Below are 20,466 nucleotides of genomic sequence, written 5' to 3'. Positions count from 1 at the left end.
GTTGGTATAAAAATTAGTATCGTTAGTATTATTAAAAAAACAAGTATAAAAATTATTTCTTTCTTTTTTGGTAGTTTTAAGAGTTTAATAGTAATTACCCCTTTCTAAAAAGCAGAAATTTTCATCATTTGAAAGTAAAGAAATCTACACGTATTTTAGCTATCAGATAAGAACAACGTGTAGATTTCTTAGTATTTCTAATTTATTTTACTTTGCAAACATCAACTAGTTTTTTGAAGATATCAGTATTATCATATGAACCTTCAAAAATTTCGGAAGAAGCTCCATAAGCGTAAACTGGTACTGGTGTACCTGTATGAGAATAAGAAGTCCAGCCTATTCCAGCTTTATTATTTATAATATGGGTGATAGTGACAGAAAGTGGATCGTATTCTCCATAAAGAACTGCTGTCTCTTCATTTTTTGTACGTTGATCTGCTTTTTTCATAGATTCAGCAAAAGCATTTTGGAGCTTTTGATATTCATAGCTAGTTAGAACATATGGTTTGTTTGCTTCAACATTGGCATCAGCATCACCTGGGGCAATCAGTCCAAAATTTTCTTTAATCATTGGCATAACTTCTTCGAAAGATATATTTGGGTTTGCTTCTTTCTTCTTGCTTATTAAAGTATCAAAGGCAATGTAAGAGATTTTTTGCTTGTCTAGAATGTTAAAGGCAGTGTTATAACCAGTAGCGGCATATCCTATTGTCATACCACCAGTCTCATGGTCACCAGTTACAAGAATTAAAGTTTCATCAGGATGTTTTCCAGCGAAATCTATAGCCTTTTGAACAGCACTTTCTAAACCAATAACTTCTTTAATTGCGCTCATAGCATCGTTAGCGTGACACGCCCAGTCGATTTTACCTGATTCACACATTAAGAAGAAACCTTTATCATTGTCTAATATATCTATGCCTTTAGAAACATAATCTGCTAGAGTTAAGTCGCCGTCTTTAGTATCTATTGTATAAGGCATTGATCCAGAATCTTCTGTTACTGGAGTTACAGCATATACCTTGTTAGATGAGGAATCAAGCTTTTGGATATCTTCTTTTTTATTCGCAATAGTATAGCCTTTGCTTTTTATAACTTCGTAAGCATCCTGTTTATCTTTTTTATCACCTGTTGCTTTATAGATGCTTCCACCACCAAAATAATCAAAGTTACTTTCTGGCAGTTGCATTGCTATGTCATAATAATCATTTCTTGATGGAACATGGGCATAGAAGGCAGCTGGAGTAGCGTGGTTTATTGTAACTGTTGAAACAATACCAATCTTTTTACCAGCAGCTTTTAATTTTTCTGTTATACTTTCAGGTTTAGTAGTTTTATCTACATTTAAACCGATAACTCCACTATGGGTTTTAACACCACTAGAAATAGAAGTGCCTGTAGATGCAGAGTCAGGGCAGAAGGAAGTTGCATCAAAGGTAGTTGCAAGTCCTACGGCAGGAAAGCCTGTAAAATTAAGAGGTTTAGTAGCTATTTGTCCTGAGGTGTTATTTCCTCTGTATACCTGAGTAGCGTTAATTTGCACACTAGACATACCATCACCAATAAAAAGGAAAACATATTTTGGAGTTTTTCCTTCTGTGGATTTAGAAGCTGTAACCTCAGTGTTTTTTACTTCCTTTTTCGAAGAAGTTCCACAACCAGTTAACATTGTTACTGCAGCTGTTACAGATAATAGTATTGCTAAAATCTTTCTTTTCATCTTTTTTCCTCCTTGAATGCATTACTAGCATTGACAATTAGAGTATGGGACTAAAAGGTAAAAGAGAGATTAATGATATATTAAGTTAATGTAAAGTTTTGTATTAATAGTTATATTCCGTAGAGTTTTCGAAATTCATTTGGAGTAAGTTTTTCTATTTTTTTAAACATAGAACAAAAATAACTGACGTCTTCAAAACCAGAATTTTTTGCGATTTCCTTTATTGGCATGTTTTTTTTACTTAATATCATTTCCTTGCTGTTTTTAATTCGGATATTGTTAATATATTCAAAGACTCGTATGCCAGTAGTTTTTTTAAATACTGTACAAAGATATTCAGGAGTGACATTAGCAACTTCTGATAAATCTTGCAAAGTAATGATTTTATCATAATTATCATCTATATAATCGAGGACTGGCCTTAGCTTAGAATATTGATTAATCATATAATCTACTTTATCAGTGGAAGTATAAGCTAGGATGTCCATTAAGATGCTATAAATGATTTTAGAGCTTTCAAGACTTTTTATAGTATTATATGATGCTGCTAATTCTAAAAGCTTTTCCATTCTTAAAATAAAAAGTTCTGGTTCAGAAACAGAGAAAACTTCAGAGTGTTGTATACCTCCATTTTTTAAGATTTCTTCAACGGCATAGCCGTTAAGGGCAACCCAGTCTACAATCCACTCTTCGGAACTAGAATAATATTCATGAGAAGTATGGGGGAATAATAACATTGCTTGGTTTTCATTTATAGTTATAGTTTGATTGTTAATTTTTAACATTCCTGAACCTTTTCTGCATTGTATCCATTGGAAATGAGGATAGCCTTTTAGTCTTATAATGTGCTCTTGGGTATGGTTTATACCAACACTTACAAGATATACAGGCAATTTAGATTCAAATTCAGTGACTACAGGGAAGGTTATATAATTCATTGTCTACCACCTTAATATTTTCATATTTATCTTAAAATGCTTAGATTGATATTAGTATTATTACGAATATATAATGTTAATATAATTATACTACATGAGGTGATTAATATGGTTAAAAAGTATGCTCCAATTAATAAAAACTTTCCTCACTTTTACCACGGAGGAGATTATAACCCAGATCAATGGTTAAAGTATCCAGGAGTTTTTGAAGAAGATATAAGACTTATGAAGCTTTCTAATTGTAATGTTATGAGTATAGGAATTTTCTCATGGACAGCTTTAGAACCTGAAGAAGGTAACTTTAATTTTGGTTGGATGGATAATGTTATAGATAAATTATACGAAAACGGAATTTATGTAGTTTTAGCTACTCCAAGTGGTGCTAGACCAGCTTGGTTATCAGAAAAATATCCTGAAGTATTAAGAGTTAATTCTGCTAGACAAAAGAATCATCATGGTGAACGTCATAATCATTGTTACACTTCATCTGTTTATAGAGAAAAAATCCAAATAATGAATAGAAAATTAGCTGAAAGATATGCAAAACATCCAGCAGTTCTTTTATGGCATATATCAAATGAATTTGGAGGAGACTGTCATTGTGAATTGTGTCAAGAAGCTTTCAGAAATTGGTTAAAAGATAAATATGAGACTCTTGATAATTTAAATCATGCTTGGTGGACAGAGTTTTGGAGTCATAGATATACTTCTTGGTCACAAATTGAATCACCAGGACCACTAGGAGATAGCAGTCTTCATGGATTAAATTTGGATTGGAAGAGATTTGTTACATACCAAACTACTGATTTCATGAAGCACGAAATGAAACCTCTTAGAGAAATAAATCCTGAAGTGCCTATTACAACAAACTTAATGGAATACTTTGATGGATTAAACTATTGGGAAGTTGCTAAAGAGTTGGATGTAGTATCTTGGGATAATTACCCTCAATGGCATGGTAGTCAAAGTGATGCTGATTTAGCAATGTATATATCTATGTACCATGATGTTATGAGATCATTAAAAGGTGGAAAACCATTTATGTTAATGGAAAGTACTCCAAGCTTAACTAATTGGCAAGGCATCAGTAAACTTAAAAAGCCAGGAATGCATTTATTATCTTCACTTCAAGCTGTTGCACATGGTTCTGATACTGTTCAATATTTCCAATGGAGAAAAAGCAGAGGTGCAAGTGAAAAATTCCATGGTGCTGTAGTAGATCATTGTGGACATGAAAACACTCGTGTATTTAGAGATGTAACTGATGTTGGAAATGCATTAAGTAAAATGGATGAGATAGTTGGTACTACAGTACCAGCAGATACTGCTATTATATTTGATTGGGAAAATAGATGGGCTGTAAATGATGGAAGAGGTCCAAGAAACATTGGAGTTAAATACGAAGAAACAGTAGTTAACCATTATAAAACTTTCTGGAAAAAAGGCGTGCCAGTAGATGTAATAAATATGGACCAAGATTTTTCAAAATACAAAATACTTGTTGCACCAATGCTTTATATGGTGAGACCAGGTGTTGCAGAAAGAATTGAAAAATTCGTTAACGATGGTGGAACTTTTGTAGCAACTTATTGGTCAGGAATAGTTAATGAAACAGATTTATGTTTCTTAGGAGGATTCCCAGGGCCACTTAGAAAAGTATTAGGTATTTGGTCAGAAGAAATAGATTCCCTTTATGATAATGAAAGAAATTCTGTAACTTTTAAAGAAAATGAGCTTTCTGTAAATGGAACTTTTGAAGCCTTTGAATTATGTGATTTAATCCATGAAGAAACAGCAAAAGCTATTGCTTATTATGATAAAGATTTTTATGCTGGCAGACCTGCTGTTACAGTTAATAACTTTGGCACAGGAAAAGCTTATTATTTAGCAGCAAGAACTAAGGATGATTTCTTTGATGCATTTTACGGTAAGCTTATAGAAGAAACTAAGGTTAAAAAAGCACTTGATACAGAACTTCCTCTTGGAGTAACTGCACAAGTAAGAACAGATGGAGAAAAGAATTATATCTTCTTAATGAATTTCAATAACGCAGAAGCTGTTGTTAATATTGGAGAAGGCAAATTCATAGATTTTCTTTCAAAAGAATCATTAAAAGAAAGAATATCCTTAACACCATTCGGAATAGTAATAATAGAGGAAACTAGATAGCAGTTATAGTTTTAGTCAATATATAGATTTAAAAAAATCATAAATCAGGGATTAATCTATAAACAAAACTAAACTGAAAATTATTTAGCATAAAATACTAGAATTTTATTTATAAATATATAGATAAAAATGTACAAGAGAAATGATTATTTGGGTAATAATAAAAGTATTAAAATATAGGAGGCTAAATAATGAAAAAATATGTTTGCTTAGTGTGTGGTTATGTGTATAATCCTGAAGAAGGTGACCCAGATAATGGAGTACAACCAGGTACAGATTTTGACGATATTCCAGATACTTGGGTATGTCCATTGTGTGGAGTAGGCAAAGATGATTTTGAAGTAGAAGAGTAAATTAGAGATACCTAATCAATTATAAAGACTGTATATCAAAGAATTCATTATTCTATTGATATACAGTCTTTAATTAACCCGTTGTGCTAGTTAAATACGCTGGCAATACTTACAAATAGAAAAACTCCAGCATATTTGCTAACCTATCATTAAAAAACACCACTAATCTAATGATAGGAGGCTAACCTATATGCCAGAGTTTAATAAAGATTCTACCATAACAATAAATGACTTAAAAGATTTTATTGTTGTCACTTATGTTATAATTGATGACTTTTACCAAAAAGTAACTCCAACATTTATTAAAAATCGTCGTAACATCGCTAAATCAGTAATGACTGATAGCGAAATAATTACGATTTCTTTAGTAGGTGAACTCTTAACCATTGACTCTGAAAAAGCATGGTTTGGATTTTGCTCTAAAAACCTACGAGACTTATTTCCCAACTTTTGTAGTAGGCCGAGGTTTCATAGAGTTAGAAAGTCATTATTTCGAGTCATTGATGAAATTCGTAAAGAGTTAACGAAATTTCTTAACTATCAATATGACCGAATGAGAATTGCAGATAGTATGCCAATTCCTGTGTGTAAGTTTGGGAGAGCTCATTTCCATAAAGCTTTTAAGCCGGAGGCTGCCTACGGGCGATGCGCTTCGAAAAAAGAAACATATTATGGATTCAAATTACATGCTTTAGTAGCCCTCGATGGCTATATCACAGATTTTACTGTAACAGCAGCAAATATTGATGACAGAGATGTCGTCTGGGAACTCACAGCTAATTCAGAGATTGATATACTAATAGGTGATAAAGGATATATAGGTCAAAAAGTTGCTTCGCAATTAAAAGAAACAAGGTACATTCGTCTTTTAACAATAAATCGTAACAATAGTAAAACTAAACTTTTAAAACCTTTTAGGCAGTTGATATTCAAGGCTCGTCGTAGAGTAGAAACTACTTTTTCTCAGCTCTCCGAGCAATTAAATATGCAGAGGGTTCTTACAAAATCAACTTGGGGATTTGCCACAAGAATATCAAATAAAATATTAGCTCATAATCTTTGCTATTTTATAAATAAATTTTTTAATATAGGTATAGAAATATCAAAGATTAAAGAATTAGTATTCGGATAATAATTTCCAAAAACAGTATATGAGACAATAGGATAGGACTGCCTAAAATCATGGTATAAATATCCTTTTAATGAAAACTTATCTGCTAGCACAACAGGTTAATTATTATTCTTGAATTCCAGGAATTTTTGGAAGGCCATTAAAACCAATTTTTAATTCTTCGTCTGAAGGTATATAATCGGTCATTTTTCCTTCGTGATATGATGTGTAAGCAGTCATATCGAAGTAACCAGTACCTGTAAGACCAAATAAAATAGTTTTTGCTTCGCCAGTTTCTTTGCATTTTATAGCTTCATCTATAGCAGCACGGATTGCATGAGCGGATTCTGGTGCTGGAAGAATTGTTTCATTCTTAGCAAAGAATACAGCTGCTTCAAATACCTTTGTTTGTTCAACTGATATTGCATCCATGTAGCCATCATGATAAAGCTTTGAAAGAACTGGAGACATTCCATGATATCTAAGTCCACCAGCGTGATTACCAGAAGGAACAAATCCACTACCTAATGTATACATTTTTGCAAGTGGTGTTACCTTTCCTGTATCGCAGAAGTCGTAAGCGTATCTTCCACGAGTTAATGAAGGACAAGATGCAGGTTCAACCGCAAGAATTCTAGGGTTTGCTTTTCCAAGTAATTTATCTTGCATGTAAGGTGCGATAAGTCCTCCTAAATTAGAACCACCACCAGCACAGCCTATTACAACGTCTGGATATTCACCTAATATATCCATAGCAGCTTTGGCTTCTAAACCGATAATTGATTGATGAAGTAAAACTTGATTTAGTACTGAACCTAAAACATATCTACAACCTTCTGTAGTGACAGCTTTCTCTACTGCCTCTGAAATAGCACAACCAAGGCTACCACCAGTATTAGGGTCTGATTCTAAAATAGCACGTCCCGCATTAGTAGTGTCACTTGGACTTGGAATTACATCCGCTCCAAAGGTTTGAATAATTGCTTTACGATAAGGTTTTTGATTATATGAAACTTTTACCATATATACAGTTAAAGGTATATCATAATAAGAACAAGCTTCTGATAGAGCAGTTCCCCACTGACCAGCTCCAGTTTCAGTTGTTAGACTTGTAAGTCCTTGTTCTTTAGCATAATATGCTTGAGCAATAGCAGAATTAAGTTTATGGCTACCTGAGGTATTATTTCCTTCAAACTTATAGTAAATTTTTGCTGGTGTTCCAAGAGCTTTTTCTAAATTGTATGCACGAATAAGTGGTGATGGTCTGTAAATCTTGTACATATCTAGAATTGGTTCTGGTATATCAAAATATCTTGTTGTAGAATCCATTTCTTGTCTTGCAAGTTCTTTACAAAATACAGGATATAAATCTTCCTCTTTAGCAGGTTCAAAGTTAGCAGGGTTTAGCATTGGTTCTGGTTGTTCTTTCATATCTGCTCTAAGGTTATACCATTGTTTTGGCATTTGATCTTCAGTCAAGTATAATCTATGTGGTACTTTTTTCATTGTTAAATTAGCCCTCCTCTAAAAATATCATCAATATATATTATAATGAAAACGTAATCGGTAATCAAGAATTTTGATTTTGCGACAAAATTTGTTGTGGAATACTGGAAAATATTAAATTACAATAGATGAAAATTAAAAAAAATTCTTGGAATTTTAACGAAAGACAAAATAAAAATTGAAAGTTTATTGGAAAAAAATGCTATAGTTTTTAGTAGAAATATATAATATAATTGATATATAAGACTAATTAGTAGAGGTTTATACAATGAGGAGTTATAAAGAATTTCTAATAAATTCATTACTTGATTCCTATGAGAGGAGTTCATTATATAAAGGTACTTCTCAAAAGGATCATAAAATATATTTTTATTTTAATAAAAAGAATATTAAAGAATATTTTGATGACACAGATTTAAGATATAAGAAAAAAATAGACGCTGACTGCGAAGAATTGGGGAAAAGAGGTTTTATTGAAATTGTAAGAGAAGAAACCTCAGAGGAAAATGTAATAGAAAAGGTAGCTCTTAATATTGAAAAATTAAAAGAGTGTTATAAATATGTAAATAGAATTGAAAAATCAGCTATAGAGAGTGATATATTGAATATATTAGTACCCTATTTAGAGCGAGAAGACTTGCTTGGAGAATTTTCTAGGGAGATTTCAGAACGGATAATTAGTAAGATTTCCGTTAAAAAATATTTTGATCTTGAAAAGCTTCAGGATGTCCAAGATCTGCTAATAGCGTTAGATTATGTAGTGGTGCAGAAAAAAGAAATACTTAAAAAAGAGTTTTCTGCAAAAGTTTTTGGAAATTCAGAAAGATATGAAGAAATTGAAAATAAAGTTTTAAGAGTATTAAAGGATTTTGGAAAAGAAGATTATGTTAGGGATTATAATATCTGTAGCTACTATTCACAGATACATATGAAAGGGTATATTAAGATAAAGACAAAAAAGAATTTTCTAGATATAAGTGAATTTTTAGAAGGAATAGCTCTTAGTTCTAGAGATTTATCTCTTATAGAAGAAATTAAGATTTTAGACCAACAAGTAACAGTAGTTGAAAGTCTCACTGCTTTTCATAAATGTGATGAAACTGATGGTGTCTTTATATGTTTAGGTGGAATGCAAAATTTTATTAGGCAAGAACTGTTAACAAAGATTCTTAATAATAATAGAGAATGTAGCTATTATTATTACGGAAATATTGATGTAGAGAGCTTAAGAATATATAATTACTTAAGGGGAAAAACAAATATTGAATTTCAGCCTACTAACATGGCAAAAGAAGTGTTAATTCATAATAGAAGTTGTTGTAAAGAACTTAGTGTAAATGATAGGAAATGTTTAACCGAGATTTTAGAGGATGAAAAATACAAAGAGTTTTATTCTTTAATTAACTTTATGCTTCAAGAAAACATTAAGTTGGAATACGAAAGAGCTTAAATTGTTATATAGGATGCAAATTTGAGAATCATAAAGATTCTCTTTTTTATATAGGTTTGTAAATTTAACACTTATACCTTATATGTCTAAATATGTCCAAGTTTTAAACTAAGTTTAGTTGTAGTTTTAAATTTATCAGTAAACAAAAGAAGGGAGAAGGAATATGGAGCATTTTTCTAAAAATAGTGTTGATGATAAAGTATTAACCTTAAATGATATATTAGAGGCGAGAAGTAGAATCAGAAATATATGTATAAATACAAATTTGATTTATAGTTATGAGTTTAGTAAAGAAAGTGGAAATGAGGTTTATATTAAGCCAGAGAATTTGCAGATAACTGGAGCATTTAAACTTAGAGGTGCTTTAAATAAAATATCAAAACTAAGTGACGATAAAAAGCAAAAAGGACTAATAGCATCTTCAGCAGGAAATCATGCTCAAGGAATAGCTTACGCTGCAAATAAGTTAGGAATCAAAGCAACCATTGTTATGCCAGAAACCACGCCATTAATAAAGGTTCAAGCTACTGAAAATTATGGAGCTAAAGTTGTGCTTAAAGGAAAAGTATATGATGATGCTTATGAAGAAGCAAGAAAGCTAGAAAGAGAAAATGGATATACTTTTGTTCATCCTTTTGATGATCTGGATGTGATGGCAGGTCAAGGGACTATTGCTTTAGAAATTATTGAAGAACTAAAGGATGTAGATGCAATCCTTGTACCAATAGGCGGTGGAGGATTAATCAGTGGAATAGCTGTTGCTGCCAAAGCACTTAATCCGGAAATAAAAATTATTGGTGTTCAAGCGGATGGAGCAAATCCAATGAAGCGTTCCTTTGATCTTGGGAAGCTTGTTTTTGCTGAAACAATAGATACCATTGCTGATGGAGCTGCTGTAAAAAATCCCGGAGAACAGACTTTTAAGGTTATAAAAGAATATGTGGACGAAATCATAACTGTTAGTGACCAAGAACTAATGGAAGCTGTTTATATTCTTTTAGAGAAACATAAGCTTGTGGCTGAAGCAACAGGAGTGATGTCTTTGGCAGCCCTTAATAAATTAAATTTTAAAGGGAAAAAAATAGTTTCGATAATTAGTGGTGGTAATATAGATATAGTTACTATGTCTGCTCTTTTAAACCATGGTCTTCTTTCTAGGGGGAGGATTTTATGTTTTTCTGTTAAGCTTAAGGATACTCCAGGTCAACTTTTAGAAATAGCAAAAATTTTATCTGATATGAAGGCAAATGTAATAAAACTTGATCATAATCAGTTTAAAGCGATAGATAGATTAAAACATGTGGTTTTGGAAGTAACTGTAGAGACTAATGGACATGATCATATTGAGAAAATCATAAAAGCATTAAATGAACAAGGATATAATGTAGAGAAGATTTATTAATATAAATTCAGTTTAGTATGATAATTAAATTATTTTTTCACCTCAATGAAAAATTTATACAAAATTAAATTGATTTAGTAATGCAAAACTATAAAGCAATTTGTATTTTTTTATATATCATGGTAAAATAAATGTTGACTTACTTATTATTCATGATGTGGAGTGGGCAACATTATTTGAAAATGATAATGTAAAATATACCATTGGGGGAATAGTAATGGGTTTTTTAATCAACAAACTGAAAATAAAGTATAAGATAAGTATCTTAATTGCAATCTTTATCTTTGGATTTAGTATTTTTGCTTTGTATTCTATTAATACATTGACAAAAATTAAGGTGAATGGACCAATTTACGATGAGATCATCGAAGGAAAAGATTTGGTTGCTGACATATTACCGCCGCCTGAATATATCATAGAAGCGTACTTAACTACCATGCAGATGGTAAATGAAACAAGTGATTCAAAAGTTAAAGATTATAAGGAAAAGATGGAAAAGTTGAAGGATGATTATGAAGAAAGACATAAGGTCTGGGTCGAAAATTTAGATGAAGGGGAAACCAAGACTCTAATGACTGAAAGCGCTTATGTAGCAGCAGAAGAATTCTTTAATATATATAAAACAGAGTTTTTACCTGCAATAGAAAAGGGTGATAAAAACACTGCAAATAGTCTTACTTATGGAAAACTAGCAGTTGCTTATAATATGCACAGAGAGAATATTGATAAGGTAGTAGTATTAGCTAATGATAACAATGTTAGAATTGAAAAGCAAGCAAATGCGTATATAAATAGGACGATGACTATTACAGCAATTCTAATTATAGCAATGATACTGTTACTTGTATTTATCTCAACAGTAATTATAAAGCAAATTACGAAGCCAATAAAAACAACTACGGAGATGCTGAGAGATATTGCCAGTGGAAATGGAGATTTAACAAAGCGCTTGGAAGTCATTAGTAAAGATGAGATTGGAGATATGTCAAAGTACTTTAATTTATTTATTGAGAATGTTCATTGCATAGTTAAAGCAGTAATGATTCAATCAAAAGAATTAGATTCTCTGTTTAGGGCTGTTGCAAAAAATATTGATGACCTGAATAAAAATATTATTGATATATCGGAAATTACTGATGAAATCAGTGAGAGTATGCAAGAGACTGCTGCTGCAACAGAAGAAATTAATGCTTCTGCCTTTGAAATTGAAAATGACATTAATAGATTCTCGAGTATCGCTAATGAGGGATACACTGCCTCGGAGAAAATTAATGCTAGAGCTGAGAAGGTAAATGAAAATTCATTGTTAGCTCAGAAAAAACTAAAGGAAGTTTATGAGATAACTCATATTAAGATGGTTGAAGCTTTAGAACAATCGAAATCTATTGAAAAGATAACAGAAATGTTAAATAGAATATTACAAATTTCAAATCAAACTAATATTTTAGCTTTGAACGCAAATATCGAGGCAGCTAGAGCAGGGGAACATGGGAAAGGTTTTGCTGTAGTAGCTGATGAAGTGAGAAATTTGGCTTCTGAATCAAATGAAGCTGCTAAAGATATTCAAAGTACTATAAGTATAATTTTGGAATCAGTTCGAAACTTATCTCAAAGTTCAAGTGAAGTATTAGAATTTATAGATACTCAAGTTGTCAATGATTATGAGACGCTTGTTTCAACAAGTGAGCAATACAGCAAAGATGCCGGATATTATAGCAAGCTTTCAGAGAATATTAGCATCAGATCAAGAGAATTGCTAGATGCAGTTAAAAATGTTACTTTAGCAATTGAAGATATTACAAAGGCAAATAATGAAGGTGCTGATGGAAGCGCAGACATAGCAAATAAAACTACTATTGTTGCTGAAAACTCTCAAGTTGTATTAAGTAATGTAAATGGAGCCAAGGCATCAGTACATAAGCTATCTAAAATGATTGCAAATTTTAATGTATAGTTTAATATAAAAATATATTCTTAAATATAATCATCAGTAATTAAATTTTAATGTATATATGTTGCAATAAAGTTGATTTACAACTTACCAAGCTTAGTGGCTATAGTATAGAATTTAAATGTAGTTTTAATATTGAAACTTATATATAACCAAACCTTTGGATAGTTAAGATATCCAAAGGTTTGGTTTTTTCAAGAATGATGGATATATATACGGTTCGATTAAAAATATATATTGTCTTAGCACTGTATATGAGTTTAATGTAGAAAGTTATTGGAAATTATATATGAGATTTTGTTATATATACATTATTAATCTTGCAGGTGATGATATGAGATGAATAAAAATAGATTATAAGAAATTTTAAAGATATTATAGCAAAATTATCAAGTATAACCATTAGAATATTATTAAATCATTAAAAGAAAATTAAGTCTTATTTTGGTGTATGTGTTCATCATTACAATTCTACCTATGGGTTTGTTAGCCCAGCGAGTAAATGCAACAAATTTACCATTAAGTAGCTATGATAAAAATGGTAATCTAAATTATAATGGAAGTTATTTGGGCCGAGATATAAACAATGTATATAGACTAGAGAATTATAACAAATCTTCTTTAGTCATTATACAAAGCTCAGAGGGCAGTCCAGTTGAAATAATTAAACATAATCCAGATGAGACTAGTAATAGATTTGAGACTGAACTTGAAGATTTCCGTAATTATATAGGTGCAGCTTCTGGTAGTTTCTACTATTTAGTTCGTGGAACTAGTGGTGTTTCGATTAATTCATTAAATCTTACTACTGGAGAAATTGGAAAACTATGTGATGTGCAAGTTCCAACTGGATTTCAATCTTTGAAATTCCCAGATATGTAAAAATATATAAATATGGTACAATTGTTTTAAGTTATTCTACTGAAACAGAAAATTTTAGGTCTGGGAAGGTTTGCTTAATAAAGATAACAGGTAATAAACAAAGTATTTTAAACCTATATGAACACGGAGTACTGTTAGTAAATACATTTAATATGGATAGCAAAGGAAATCTTTGGGTAACGTCTGTAACAAATCCTTCATTGATTAAAGTTGATAAATAATATTATGAAATATAAGATAGAAACTAATGGATATTCTATAGAAAACTTAGAGGGAATTAAAATTGATTATGAAGATAATATTTGGTTTAATATGCATGATCCAGAAATTGGAGGTACTAGACCAGATCTATTGCTTAAAGTAAATGAAACTGGAAGTGGTGTTATCTCTAAAACCTATGGTGCAGATAACGGGTTAGTAAATATACAAACTACCACTAAAGATAGCAATGGAGTTATATGAGTACAAGATGGTGTGGATCTTAAAAAGCTTGAAAATGACAGTTTTATAGCAAAGTATAGAATTAATTATCCAAGACTATGGTATTTAAATGTAGTAGATAATAATCACTTTGTAGTTGCTCATAATTGGAGTTATATTTATGTAAACAACGGTGATTTAGTTACAACTCCAAGCATAAATGTTGAAAAATTAGTTTATCCTATGGTAAACATAATAAATATTAATGATGGTACAGTTATTGTAACTATACAAAAAAATAGTATAGACAAAAATGCTACTAATGTAATAGAAACAGGAGTATCCAGTGATAATATTCCAGTTGAAATAAGAGTAGATATATCATCTATAATTGGGTGGTTCAGGTAAGTTGCAATTTAAAACTTCAGGGATAGATTTAGCACTTCCAATAGGTGCAATCGATTATACTATATTATCAGAAGGGGAGTATTTATCCTTCAAACAAATAATAAATACAAATGACCCTTTGGCTACATCAATTAAAGCTGTCAATAAGGTGTTTAACTTTGAAGTAAGTATATATAATAAAGATGGTGGAAAAGTAAAGGACATTTATTTAGTAATGCTAATAAAGCACAAGTGATATTAAATCTAAGTGCTGAGGACATAGCAGCAATAAATACTGGTAAGTTAGCTGTTTTCTATTATAATGAAAGTACTCAAAACTTTGAAAATTTAGCTGGAAGCTATGACAGCACAAGCAATACTTTTACCTTTGAAACAACACACCTAAGTAAATTTGTTATTGGAGAAGCGGATAGTGTAGGCAATGTATTGCCACAGTTTGGTACATTTATTGATACAACTGTATTAATAGCTTTTGGATTAACAATGATTCTCGGTGGGGGATTGTATATTTAAGAAGTAAAATCAAAATTAAATAGTAAAAGATAAAATTTTATAACAATTATCTGTAAAATATAAAACAGCAAGGATTTTTAAAGTCTTTGCTGTTTTTGTGTCTATAATTTATTTTTATAAAAATAGAATTAAAGTGAAAAATAGTTATGGTCAAATAATATTTTTTTTGTAAATGAGAAAGATAATTAGGAAAACTATTTATTGCAACCTATACAAAGGAATTGATTTTCTTGAAAGGATGAAAAAAATGGAGTTGTTGAGAGTTGTACTTACATCTATCGGATCAGTTGTTGCACTTTTTATTTTGACTAAAATCATTGGAAATCGGCAGATGTCACAAGTAAGTATGTTTGACTATATTAATGGAATTACCATTGGTTCTATCGCAGCAGAAATGGCTACGTCACTAAGCGATGATTATATAAGACCATTAATTGCAATGATAGTATATGCAATAGTATCAGTAGCTTTTTCCATTTTAACTTCTAAATCAATAAAGTTTAGAAGAATATTAACAGGAGAAACCCTTATTCTTTTTGACCAAGGAAAACTCTTTGAAGCAAACTTTAAGAAAGCAAAACTCGATCTTAGTGAGTTTTTGACACAATGTAGAAATAGTGGATTTTTCAATTTATCTAATATTGAAACTGCTGTTTTAGAATCAAATGGGAAGATTAGTTTTCTTCCAGTATCATTACAAAGACCAGCAACGCCAAGTGACTTAAATCTAAAGGTTCAACAAGAAAAATTAGTGGTAAATATAATCATAGATGGTAAAGTTCTGAAGGATAATCTCAAATTCACTGGTAAGGATGAGAAATGGCTTGGAAAGCAATTAAAAAATCAAGGAATTTCAGATGTTTCACAAGTATTTCTTGCCACCTGTGATGACAAGAAGGATCTAAGTGTTTATGTAAAAATAAAAAAGAATATGAGCCGTGATATGTTTGAATAAATAGCTAATAATAGGTTCTGATACATAAATTAAACTGCTAGGTAAAACAGATAGTGATTATAAAAACTAAAGAATATAAAGCATAAAAAACCACCTTGTTGGTGGTTTTTTTATTTAAATTACTTTGCTTGAGATTTTCTTCTATCAATAGCTTCTTGAGTTCTTTCTCCAAAGTTTCTCAACATTACTGTTGCTGTTAAGAATACTATCATTATTATAGTTAAGATAAGTACATCTTTACCAACTACGCTGTAATTTATTGATGTAGCTGAAATTGCTTCTTTTAATGACTCTACCACGTATGTGAATGGCATAAATGGGTTGAGAACCTTAAAGAATCCAGGTACAAGTTCTAATGGGAAAGTACCTGCACAAGCAGTTAACTGAAGTATCAATAATATTATGCATATAAGTCTTCCAGCATCTCCAACCATTGATATAAAGAATTGTGCAATGGAAATAAATACTAGAGCAAAGAGTAATATTAGTGCAAAGTACAATACAGTGTTAGTAGGGTGTAATCCTAAAGCCAATACTATTGCACCAACACAGATTGCTTGAAGTATACCTATAAAGCCAAAGGAAATAAATTTCCCAAATACTTTATGGAATTTTGATGCTTCTTTAAATTCTTCAGTTCTTGAATGAATAACGAAAGACATCATTATTGCTCCAATCCATAAAGAAAGAGCTATAAAGTATGGTGCAAAACCTGTTCCGTAGTTTGGAACTGGATTTGTTGGTGAAATATTAAAGCTTAGTGGTTCAGAAACGAATTCACCCATGTCTTCTGAGCTATTTTTTAAACCATCAGTAAGCTTTTTAGCTCCTTCATCAGTTTTGTTATAAAGTTCAGTTGAACCGTCATCTAACTTTTGAACAGCGTCTTTTGCTTCTTTTTGTCCATTGACTAATTGATTAGAACCGTCTGCTAATTGTGCACTACCTGAAGCTGCTCTTGTAATACCATCAATTAATTCTGGAGCCTTTGAAGATAATCTATCAACACCATCTTTTAATAGTGTAGTACCGTCAACTAATTGATTGGATCCATTAAGTAATCTATTAGAACCGGAATATGCATCTGAAATACCAGCAATTAAAGCTGGAGATTTTGAAGATAGTTTATCAACACCAACTTTTAAGTCTGTAGAACCTTTAACTAATTTATTTGAACCAACAAATGCATTAGATGATCCTTCAAACAGTTTCCCAACGCTGTTAGTTAAACTTGAATTAACACTTGAACCATAAGTATCAATACCAAGTTTTAGATCTTGTTGACTTTTAAGCAAGGTGTTTGAACCTTTTAATAATTCTGAACTAGCTAAAGAAGCTTTTGATGCACCATCACTTAAAGCTTTAGCACCTTCATTAGCTACTAAAAATCCAGAATTTAAAGCAGTTAAACCGTTATTTAAATCACTTAAGTTATTACCAAAGGTAGTAGAACCAGTTTTAAGTTGAGATGCACCAGTATTTAATTTGTCTATATTTGTACCGATTGATTGTACAGTGTTTGTTAAATTAATTGTACCTTGTGACATCGTCTTTGCTGAAGTTGAATATTGTTTTACTGAATCAGTATAGCCAGTTAACTGAGTTTTTAAGGTAGCTAATTGGGCATCACTTAAGCCTAAACTAATTCTTTCACTTTCAGGTATATTTTTTACTGCCGTGATAAGATTAGTTAAAGCTTGGGCTGATTGATCTGAAGCAGTATTTATAGAATCACTAGCATTTGATAATGAAGTAGCTCCACTATTTAACTTCGTAACATCAGCCGCACCTGAAGTGATTAAAGAATTCATCTGAGATAACCCAGAACTGATTCCATCAATTGATGGAGACAGTTTCTTTGAGAAACCATCGTATAAAGCACTGCTGCCTTTAGATAATAGATCAGTTGAATCTTTAGCTTTACTAATCCCATCACTTAGGTTAGAGACGCCTTTATTTAATTCTCCTAAGGAAGCATTAAATTTTGAAATTCCAGAGTCTAACTTAGTTTGGCCATCAATTAATTTTGTTGTTCCATCACTAAGCTTATCCGACCCTTCTTTTATTGTAGGAATTCCCTTATATAATAATACACCTAATCCTCCTGTTATTTGCTTTATACCAGAATTAAGATCGCTTTGACCTTTATATAATAGTGGAACTTTAGTAGATAATTGATTTATACCATCTTCAAGCTCTGGTTTGCCATCATTCATTTTCTTTAATCCATTATTCAATAGTGAAATTCCGGAGTTAAGGTCATTTTGACCTTTGTATAAAAGTGGAACTTTAGTAGAAAGTTGGTTTATACCATCTTCAAGTTCTGGCTTACCATTATTCATTAGTTGTAAACCATCATTTAATTGTAAAATTCCAGAATTAAGAGCAACTTGTCCATCGTATAATTTAGGAATTCCAGAAGGATCTTTTTCACCAACTTTTGGAACCTTTCCATTTAGCTGATCTAAGCCATCTTTAAGTTGTTTGTTACCATCTGCTGCTTTAACCATACCATCTTTTACTTCATATAACTTATCAAAAGTACCAGAAACATAGTTATTAGATATATTACGTGTTATAGTTTCTTTTAACTGTGCTTCTACGATATGATTTAAGTTAGCTGCTAAAAAGTTCTTTTTCTCATCACATACAAAGTTTAAATCTGCTGTTGTTGGAGTAGAATCTTTAGCACTAGTTACCTTCTTTGAGAAATCCTTTGGAATCTCAAATTTGGCGTAAAATTCATTGTTTTCTAGGCCGTTATCTGCTTCTTCTTTTGAAACAAATTTCCAACCTACTTCACTATTATCTTTTAAATTTTCTACTATATCTTTACCATAATTTACATCTTTGCCGTCTTGAGTGGCACCTTGGTCTAGGTTAACTACTGCGACAGGCATGTCCTCTAGTTTATTGTAGGGATCCCAAAAGGCGTAAAGATATAATAAAGAGTATAGCAGTGGAGTGATGATAATTGCCGGCACTGCTATTCTTAAATATCTTTTTGTAAAAATATTTTTAATATCATGTCCTCCAATTTTAAAAAGATTCATTATTTAACCTCCTTCGTTGACTGACTGTTCAGTATAATTTATACTCGCATTTGACTTATCAGTCAACATTAAAAAATAATGACTTTTTTCGTTTACATATTAATTATTGAAGTATTGCTTTTATTTGCTTTAGAAAGCTAGTATTTTTATTAATACAAAAATACTTTTTGCTCTCTTTAATAAAAATGTTAAGGGTACTGAAAATCCACAGTTTAGAACTTTAAATTTAGTAGAGTTTTTTATATTAAATGATGAAATTTAAGTATAGTTTTAAGCATGATTATTTAGGGTAAATACTCTCATTAACTATTAGTAAATAATCATTGGAATTTCTATTGACAAATATATTAGCCAAAGATGTTGGTTATAAAATAAATAAAATCAACAAATAAATGTAGTGTAAAAACAAACAAAAGTACAGATAATACTTAGTGAAATAAGAATTAATTAATAAATTTTTTAATGTTATAAAAAAACTGGTTTATTATCTCGTATTCTGATAAAATAACCTTATGAACAAATAAAAAGTTATTGTGATTGTTAATGAAATTCAATAATATGATTTATACTTTTGTAAAAAATTGAAGTTATAACTGATAAAAACATGGGAGGGGAATTTAAATGAAAAGTAATATATTACTTGAATCAGGTACTGGAGAATTAGAAATAGTTGAATTTTTAATCGGTGAGAAGCATTATGCTATTAATGTTATAAAGATTAAAGAGATAATCAATATTAGTTCAGATAAGTTGACAAAACTTCCAGAGTCCCACAAAGCTATTGCAGGGGTAATTTTAAACAGAAAAGAGATTTTAACTGTTGTAGACTTAAAATATGTTATCGAGGGCAAAAAAAGTGATCAGTTCTCAAAATTGATTGTGTGTGAATTCAACAAAATAAAGGTGGCATTTATAATAGACAACGTTATAAGAGTTCAAAGGATAAAATGGGAAGAGATTTTAAAACCAGATGATATATCAACTAATTCATTAGTAGTTGGAAATATCATTATGAATGACACTATAATACTTATGTTAGACTTTGAAAAAATCATTACTGATATAAATCCAAGCACAGGTATAAGCGAGGAAAGAATCTCAAAGGTTGGATTTAAAGATAGGAGTGCTATAAAGCTTGTTATTGCAGACGATTCAGCACTTATAAGAGAATTACTTAGAGATACCTTGCATTCAGCAGGCTTTAGTAGCTTAACAACTTTTGATGATGGAAAGCAAGCTTTAAATTACTTAAATAATCTTGTAAGGGAAAAAGGGGAGAGATTCACTGAGGATGTGCAAGTATTAATTACTGATATAGAAATGCCACAAATGGATGGTCATACTTTAACTAGAAATGTTAAGGAAGATCCAATTCTAAGCAGACTTCCAGTTATTATTTTCTCATCCTTAATTACAGATGATTTAAAACATAAAGGTTTATCTGTTAAAGCAGATGGTCAGCTAAGTAAACCTGAAGTTGGGGAATTAGTTGATTTGATTGATAGATTAATAGAAAAGAACAATCTCATCGTTAAGAAGTAAGAAATTAGTTTAGATAATTATTAATAATTCTTATTAATAATTTAGATATAAAGAGCATTCGATTTATTTTAATTGGGTGCTCTTTGTATATTT

17 protein-coding genes are annotated in these 20,466 nt (G+C 30.8%); 13 read left to right on the top strand and 4 right to left on the bottom strand.

The annotated features are described in order from the left end of the window. Window positions 1-202: 202 nt before the first annotated feature. Window positions 203-1,720 carry an alkaline phosphatase gene (locus CLOCEL_RS12535; protein WP_010075463.1) on the bottom strand — a complete coding sequence of 506 codons (1,518 nt, stop codon included), beginning with the start codon at window positions 1,718-1,720 and terminating at the stop codon, window positions 203-205. 110 nt (window positions 1,721-1,830) lie between these two features. Continuing rightward, the gene (locus CLOCEL_RS12530; RefSeq protein WP_010075462.1) at window positions 1,831-2,658 is read right to left on the bottom strand and encodes an AraC family transcriptional regulator; all 828 of its coding nucleotides are present in this window, start codon (window positions 2,656-2,658) and stop codon (window positions 1,831-1,833) included. Between the two features lie 108 nt (window positions 2,659-2,766). On the opposite strand from CLOCEL_RS12530, the gene CLOCEL_RS12525 reads away from it, so the two are divergent. From CLOCEL_RS12525 to CLOCEL_RS12515, 3 genes are all read left to right on the top strand, one after another. Further along, window positions 2,767-4,827 (top strand): beta-galactosidase, encoded by a 2,061-nt coding sequence (locus tag CLOCEL_RS12525; RefSeq protein ID WP_010075461.1) that lies wholly within the window; start codon window positions 2,767-2,769, stop codon window positions 4,825-4,827. Between the two features lie 191 nt (window positions 4,828-5,018). Beyond that, entirely contained in the window at window positions 5,019-5,180 is a 162-nt protein-coding gene (rd, locus tag CLOCEL_RS12520; RefSeq protein ID WP_010075460.1) for a rubredoxin, read from the top strand. A gap of 190 nt (window positions 5,181-5,370) precedes the next feature. Further along, window positions 5,371-6,312 carry an IS982 family transposase gene (locus CLOCEL_RS12515; protein WP_010077629.1) on the top strand — a complete coding sequence of 314 codons (942 nt, stop codon included), beginning with the start codon at window positions 5,371-5,373 and terminating at the stop codon, window positions 6,310-6,312. A gap of 105 nt (window positions 6,313-6,417) precedes the next feature. Here the strand turns inward: CLOCEL_RS12515 and CLOCEL_RS12510 are convergent, their stop codons facing one another. Then, a complete protein-coding gene (locus tag CLOCEL_RS12510) occupies window positions 6,418-7,797 on the bottom strand; it encodes a TrpB-like pyridoxal phosphate-dependent enzyme (protein ID WP_010075459.1) in 1,380 nt (459 codons plus the stop codon). Between the two features lie 268 nt (window positions 7,798-8,065). Here CLOCEL_RS12510 and CLOCEL_RS12505 point away from each other — a divergent pair, with 268 nt between their 5' ends. The 9 genes from CLOCEL_RS12505 to CLOCEL_RS12465 all read left to right on the top strand — a co-directional run bounded on the left by CLOCEL_RS12505 (window position 8,066) and on the right by CLOCEL_RS12465 (window position 15,778). Beyond that, complete coding sequence (locus CLOCEL_RS12505) at window positions 8,066-9,247, top strand: Wadjet anti-phage system protein JetD domain-containing protein (RefSeq protein WP_010075458.1); 1,182 nt, start codon at window positions 8,066-8,068, stop codon at window positions 9,245-9,247. A 163-nt stretch (window positions 9,248-9,410) separates the two neighbouring features. Then, window positions 9,411-10,649 carry a threonine ammonia-lyase gene (gene ilvA, locus CLOCEL_RS12500; RefSeq protein ID WP_010075457.1) on the top strand — a complete coding sequence of 413 codons (1,239 nt, stop codon included), beginning with the start codon at window positions 9,411-9,413 and terminating at the stop codon, window positions 10,647-10,649. A gap of 100 nt (window positions 10,650-10,749) precedes the next feature. Then, a complete protein-coding gene (locus CLOCEL_RS12495; protein WP_013291770.1) occupies window positions 10,750-12,603 on the top strand; it encodes a methyl-accepting chemotaxis protein in 1,854 nt (617 codons plus the stop codon). Window positions 12,604-13,077: 474 nt separating this feature from the next. Continuing rightward, on the top strand, window positions 13,078-13,482 hold the full coding sequence (locus CLOCEL_RS12490; protein WP_010075455.1) for a hypothetical protein: 405 nt from the start codon (window positions 13,078-13,080) through the stop codon (window positions 13,480-13,482). Window positions 13,483-13,707: 225 nt separating this feature from the next. Beyond that, window positions 13,708-13,944 (top strand): hypothetical protein, encoded by a 237-nt coding sequence (locus tag CLOCEL_RS12485; protein WP_010075454.1) that lies wholly within the window; start codon window positions 13,708-13,710, stop codon window positions 13,942-13,944. A 12-nt stretch (window positions 13,945-13,956) separates the two neighbouring features. After that, a complete protein-coding gene (locus CLOCEL_RS12480) occupies window positions 13,957-14,310 on the top strand; it encodes a hypothetical protein (protein WP_010075453.1) in 354 nt (117 codons plus the stop codon). Window position 14,311: 1 nt separating this feature from the next. Further along, on the top strand, window positions 14,312-14,545 hold the full coding sequence (locus tag CLOCEL_RS12475; protein ID WP_029169223.1) for a hypothetical protein: 234 nt from the start codon (window positions 14,312-14,314) through the stop codon (window positions 14,543-14,545). Then, on the top strand, window positions 14,542-14,823 hold the full coding sequence (locus CLOCEL_RS12470) for a hypothetical protein (RefSeq protein ID WP_029169222.1): 282 nt from the start codon (window positions 14,542-14,544) through the stop codon (window positions 14,821-14,823). The genes CLOCEL_RS12475 and CLOCEL_RS12470 overlap by 4 nt, the downstream gene beginning before the upstream one ends. A 247-nt stretch (window positions 14,824-15,070) precedes the next feature. Next, on the top strand, window positions 15,071-15,778 hold the full coding sequence (locus CLOCEL_RS12465) for a DUF421 domain-containing protein (protein ID WP_010075452.1): 708 nt from the start codon (window positions 15,071-15,073) through the stop codon (window positions 15,776-15,778). 119 nt (window positions 15,779-15,897) lie between these two features. Here CLOCEL_RS12465 and CLOCEL_RS12460 read toward each other — a convergent pair whose 3' ends face one another. Then, entirely contained in the window at window positions 15,898-18,831 is a 2,934-nt protein-coding gene (locus CLOCEL_RS12460; protein ID WP_010075451.1) for a YhgE/Pip domain-containing protein, read from the bottom strand. Window positions 18,832-19,452: 621 nt separating this feature from the next. Here CLOCEL_RS12460 and CLOCEL_RS12455 point away from each other — a divergent pair. Next, window positions 19,453-20,373 carry a chemotaxis protein gene (locus CLOCEL_RS12455; RefSeq protein WP_010075450.1) on the top strand — a complete coding sequence of 307 codons (921 nt, stop codon included), beginning with the start codon at window positions 19,453-19,455 and terminating at the stop codon, window positions 20,371-20,373. Window positions 20,374-20,466: the final 93 nt, after the last annotated feature.

Source organism: Clostridium cellulovorans 743B (assembly GCF_000145275.1).
In the GTDB taxonomy this organism is placed as follows: Bacteria; Bacillota; Clostridia; order Clostridiales; family Clostridiaceae; genus Clostridium_K; species Clostridium_K cellulovorans.
The sequence above is the reverse complement of the archived record's forward strand: the minus strand, read 5'-3'. Positions and strand labels throughout refer to the sequence as shown.